We start from the raw sequence: 2,247 nt of genomic DNA, 5'->3' as shown, positions 1-2,247 counted from the left end.
CCGGCGTCAAGGTCGGTCACCAGGGCGATTGGGGTGTAGCACAGCTCCAGCTCACGGGCGATCGCTTCTGGGTGCCCAGTCATGTTGATCAGCTGCCAGCCCTGGTGGGCGGAGAGTGCTCCCGGTGGTCGCGGCACCGGGGCCGCCCGGGCTGGCATGAGGGCTATTACCTTTCGATGTTCGGCAGCGCATCAGCGAGGTGCCGGCCGGATGCCGGGTAGATTCTCCTGGCGCATGCTCGGTGGACGGCTGTGCGACGATCGGTCCGTGGATTCCAGCATCGACGCCGCCTTGGTGTCAGCGACACAAAGCGGAGATTCGGACGCGTTCGCCGTTCTGGTCGGCCCGTTGCAGAGGGAGCTGCACGCGTACTGCTATCGGATGCTGGGATCCGTCCATGACGCCGACGATGCCCTGCAGGATACGCTGGTCCGGGCATGGCGGGCGTTCGGCCGATTTGAGTTTCGTGGATCGGTACGGCCTTGGCTGTACCGGATAGCCACCAACCGGTGTCTGTCGATTCTCGACCAGCGGGGGCGTCGGGCATTACCGGTTGACCTCGACCGCTCGGTGGGGAGCGACGCCCAGATTGACTGGCTCGAGCCTTACCCAGCCGATCGCCTAGATCCGGGACAGCGCTTGGTCGCGAGGGAGAGCATCGAGCTTGCCTTCGTTGCCGCGGTGCAGCGGTTGACCGGTACGCAGCGTGCTGTGCTCCTGTTACGGGAGGTGTTGGGCTTCACCTCTCGTGAGGTTGCTGACCAGCTCGATACTACTGTGGCTGCCGTCAACAGCGGGTTGCAGCGTGCTCGTGCCGCTCTCGATCCGGCGCTGCCCGCCGCGACGCAGCGGGTGACCACCCGTCAAATGGGCGAGGCCGCGGTTCTCGAACTGGCCCGACGGTACGCACAGGCGTGGGAGGCGGCCGACATCGACACCATCGTTTCGATGCTGACCAACGACGCCCGTTACTCCATGCCGCCGGTGCCGACCTGGTTCGTGGGCCGGCAGGAGATCCGCGATTTCTTGCTCAGCGGCCCGCTGGCTTGTGGCTGGCGGTTCGTGACCACCGAGGCCAACGGTCAGCTGGCGTTTGGCACGTATCGCTGGGACAGCGCCGCCGCCGCGTACCGTCCGGGCGGCCTGGACGTCCTGACGCTGCGTCGAGACGGTATTGCGGAAGTCGTCTCTTTCCTCGAAGCCGACTTCGCCGCGCACGGCCTGCCACCCAGCCTGCCGGCCTGACACGCAACATCTTTGCTCAACCGCGATGAATTCGCTGCCTTCGCCGGGTTGTACCGGTGAAAGGAGGCACACATGGTTGTGCAGCAGTACCGGGACGACAGGGAAGTCATCACCGAGCTGATCGAGCGGTGGGCGGCCGCGATCCGTGCCCAGGACTTGCATGGTGTACTGATGGACCACGCCGACGACATCGTCATGTTCGACGTGCCGCCGCCACAGGACGGAGTCCGAGGCATCCAGGCATATCGCGACAGTTGGCTACCGTTCTTCAAGTGGATCGCCGACGGCGCCGTCTTTGACATCGACCATTTGGAGGTGACCAACGGCACGGACGTGGCCTTCGCGCATCTGCTTCTGCGGTGTGGCACGCCGGCCGACCTCGCCGAACGACCCGATCACCGGCTCCGGATCACTCTCGGGCTTCGCAAGGACGCCGACCACTGGATCGTCAGCCATGAACACCACTCGTTCCCTTTGGCACACGACTCCGACAGCACGGCAACAGAGCAGGAAATCAAGTCTCTGCATCGACGCTGGTTCGCGAGCACCGCGGCAGGGGACCTCGACGGGCTGATGGCCGGCATCGCCGACGAGGTGATTTCCTACGAGCACATCGCACCACTGCAATACAACGGCCTGTCGCAGGTCCGGGAGGTATGCGAACGCGGCCTCAACACGGGAACCGGTGAGGTGTCCTGGCATATCCCCGACCTCGCCGTCCTCGCTGAAGGCAGCCTCGCCGTCGCGTGGGGCCTCAACCGGATACGATTCGACGGCCCGGAAGGGGAATCGACAGAGACGTGGTCGCGCGGAACACGAGTCTTCCGCCGTGCCGGCGAGACGTGGGTAATGGTGCACCAACACCTCTCATACCCCTGTGACCCACAGACCGGCGCAGCGCTTGCCAACCTGAGGCCATAACCACGGCGCGGGTCTACGCGCTGGACACGCGCACCGCGGCGGCCACGAAGATCAGCCAGCTGACCGTCGCGCTGAGCGGCA

Annotated in this window: 2 protein-coding genes and 1 pseudogene; 2 read left to right on the top strand and 1 reads right to left on the bottom strand. The window is 65.3% G+C overall.

All coding sequences use genetic code 11. From position 1 onward, the window contains the following. Nucleotides 1-92 (bottom strand): annotated as a pseudogene (locus ABZ749_RS34180) (5'-methylthioadenosine phosphorylase); the annotation flags it as partial. 157 nt (nucleotides 93-249) lie between these two features. Between ABZ749_RS34180 and ABZ749_RS34175 the strand changes: the two are divergent. Next, nucleotides 250-1,245 carry a sigma-70 family RNA polymerase sigma factor gene (locus ABZ749_RS34175; protein WP_357235314.1) on the top strand — a complete coding sequence of 332 codons (996 nt, stop codon included), beginning with the start codon at nucleotides 250-252 and terminating at the stop codon, nucleotides 1,243-1,245. A 72-nt stretch (nucleotides 1,246-1,317) separates the two neighbouring features. Then, nucleotides 1,318-2,166 (top strand): nuclear transport factor 2 family protein, encoded by an 849-nt coding sequence (locus ABZ749_RS34170; protein ID WP_357235311.1) that lies wholly within the window; start codon nucleotides 1,318-1,320, stop codon nucleotides 2,164-2,166. The last annotated feature ends 81 nt before the right edge of the window (nucleotides 2,167-2,247 follow it).

It is taken from the genome of Micromonospora sp. NPDC047753 (assembly GCF_040642735.1).
GTDB lineage: Bacteria > Actinomycetota > Actinomycetes > Mycobacteriales > Micromonosporaceae > Micromonospora.
The sequence above is the reverse complement of the archived record's forward strand: the minus strand, read 5'-3'. Positions and strand labels throughout refer to the sequence as shown.

Excerpts from the sequence above, each read along its gene's own strand:
- ABZ749_RS34170 (WP_357235311.1), top strand. The coding sequence starts at position 1,318 with ATGGTTGTGCAGCAGTACCGGGACGACAGGGAAGTCATCACCGAGCTG.